General features: G+C 64.6%; 1 protein-coding gene and 2 pseudogenes. 1 reads left to right on the top strand and 2 read right to left on the bottom strand.

Annotated elements, in window-relative coordinates:
- Window positions 1-141: pseudogene (locus VH499_RS08745) on the bottom strand (IS66 family transposase); the annotation flags it as partial.
- A 247-nt stretch (window positions 142-388) separates the two neighbouring features.
- Here VH499_RS08745 and VH499_RS08740 point away from each other — a divergent pair.
- Window positions 389-1576: an IS110 family transposase gene (locus tag VH499_RS08740; protein WP_332052325.1), complete on the top strand. Its 1188-nt coding sequence runs from the start codon at window positions 389-391 to the stop codon at window positions 1574-1576.
- Between the two features lie 6 nt (window positions 1577-1582).
- Here the strand turns inward: VH499_RS08740 and tnpC are convergent.
- Window positions 1583-2274 (bottom strand): annotated as a pseudogene (gene tnpC / locus VH499_RS08735) (IS66 family transposase); the annotation flags it as partial.

Here is a 2274-nt window from a genome sequence, read left to right as displayed (position 1 = left end):
CGGGGCGATGTCGTTGAGCTTGGCGGTGGCGATCAGCGTGTAGATCGCTGCGGCGCGTTCGCCGCCGCGATCGGACCCGGCGAACAGCCATGACCGGCGCCCGAGCGCAATGCCGCGGAGGGCGCGCTCGGCGGCATTGTTAAAGGGCATGGTGCCTGCGGCGCCCGGATGGATCGTCGGTTTCGTCGGGGTACGATGAACCGCCGGGATAGGGGCGCCGGGAGCACGAAGTGGCGGCAGGCCGTCCTGAGCATGAGTCGCGAACTCGAGTTGTTACTTGGCCGCCCCTACGACTTGCCCGGCTGCGCTGCGAGCGCGTATCCGTAGATGTCGTGCAAGCCCGCCAGCTCCCGTCATCCATGGAGGGAAAGCTGTGCGTGTCATCGGAATGGACATACATCGATCATTCGCCCAGGTAGCGATCCTGCAGGAGGGTCGGATACGAGAAGAGTGTCGTGTCGATCTTGTCCATGACCGGTTCATGAACTTCGCGCGAACGCTCCGGCCAAGCGACGAGGTGGTCATCGAGGCGACCGGCAACAGCGCCGCGATAGAACGGCTTCTCCGTCCGTTCGTGAAGCGAGTCGCTGTCGCAAATCCGCGGCTCGTCAAGGCGATTGCTTACGCCCGCGTGAAGACCGACAAGGTGGACGCGAAGATACTGGCCACGTTGCATGCTGCTGGTTTCCTGCCGGAGATCTGGGTGCCGGACGAGGTCACGCTGGCGCGACGACGGCAAATCGCAGAGCGGATGGGCGTTCTTGCCCAGCTGGTAAGGACGAAGGGGCGAATCCAGGCGCTTCTCCACGCCAATTTGATCCCACGGTACAAGGGTCATCTGTTCGGGCCGGCGGGTCGGCGTTGGCTGCAGTCCCTGCCGCTAGAGAACGACGAGCTCGGCATGATGGGGCGCTATGTCGACGAGCTGGAGCGTGTGTCGGCGCAGCTTGCGAAGCTGGACAAGTTCCTCGCGCAGCAAGCGTTGGATGATCCTCGTGCGAAGCGTATAATGACTATTCCGGGCGTGAGCTCGGTAGTCGCCTCTACCGTCCTGGCTTCGATCGGCGATGTACGTCGGTTTCCGACACCTGACAAGCTGAGCAGCTACTTCGGCCTGACACCTCGAATCCGCCAGTCTGGCGACCACCTGGCTCGGCATGGTCGGATCACCAAACAGGGAAACAGCGACGCGAGGCGCATGCTGGTAGAGGCGGCCTGGTCCACAAAGACGGCGCCCGGGCCATTGCGAGCCTTTTTTGCCCGCACTCAGAAGAAGCGAGGAGCGCCAACCGCCGCGGTGGCCACAGCGCGAAAGCTCGTGGTGATGATCTGGCACATACTCACGAGCGACCGAGACTACGCTTACGCTCGGCCGGCCTTCACGGCGATGAAGTTGCGAAAGGTCGCGTTGAAAGCGGGTGCTCCCAGCGCCTATGGGAAGGCCGGACCGGGCCGAGATTACTGGATCAAGGAGATCCGCCAGCGAGAGGCCGCTTACGTCGAGCAGGCCGAACGCGCCTACGAGCGAATGGTCGAAGCCTGGAGCAAGCGACCGAGAAAATCTGCACCGAGCTGACGATTCTGACTTCTCAGCACCATCCGTGCTGAGGCAGATGTGGCCGTCGTCGAGGAAGCGGGTGAAGGCCGGCCAGCGCGTCAGCATGTAATCGATGGCTTTCGCGGTTTCGGCATGGCGCGACAGGCGAGCACGTTCGGTGCGCATCCATCGTTCGAGATCGGCGATGATCGGCCGGCTCTCCCGATTTCGCGCTGCCCGGCGATCAGTGGCCGACACGCCATTGATCCGGCGCTCGATGGCGAAGAGCTCGTCGATACGGCGGACTGCATCGACCGCCAGCGGCGCCTTCTTCAGGTCGGCCAGTTCGAAGAAGTGACGCCGGCCGTGGCTCCAGCACGCCGCCTCGGTGATCGGGCCGGGCTTGCGCCTGCCGTCGTAGAGCTCGCCGAACCCGGCGTAGGCGTCGGCTTGCAGGATGCCGGCATAGGAGGCCAGGTGCCGAGCGGGATGCTCGCCGTCGCGATTGCGCGAGTAGAAGAACACCGCCGCCGGCGGGTCGGGGCCGGCAAACGGCCGGTCGTCGCGCACATACGTCCATAACCGAGCGGTGATCGTCTTGCCCCGGGCGAGCAGCGGCACCGTCGTGTCGTCCCCGTGGAGGCGCTCGGCGACCGGTAGGCCGTTGATCCGGCGCTCGATGGCAAAGATCTCGTCGATGCGCTGAACCGCCGCGATCGCCAGCGGCGCTTTCCTGA

The organism is Reyranella sp., from assembly GCF_036558665.1.
Taxonomy (GTDB): Bacteria; Pseudomonadota; Alphaproteobacteria; order Reyranellales; family Reyranellaceae; genus Reyranella.
Note: the sequence above shows the minus strand (reverse complement) of the source record. Positions and strands in the feature narration are given on the sequence as shown.

Bases quoted from the DNA above. Each gene is read 5' to 3' on its own strand.
- VH499_RS08740 (WP_332052325.1), top strand. From the start codon at position 389: ATGGACATACATCGATCATTCGCCCAGGTAGCGATCCTGCAGGAGGGT.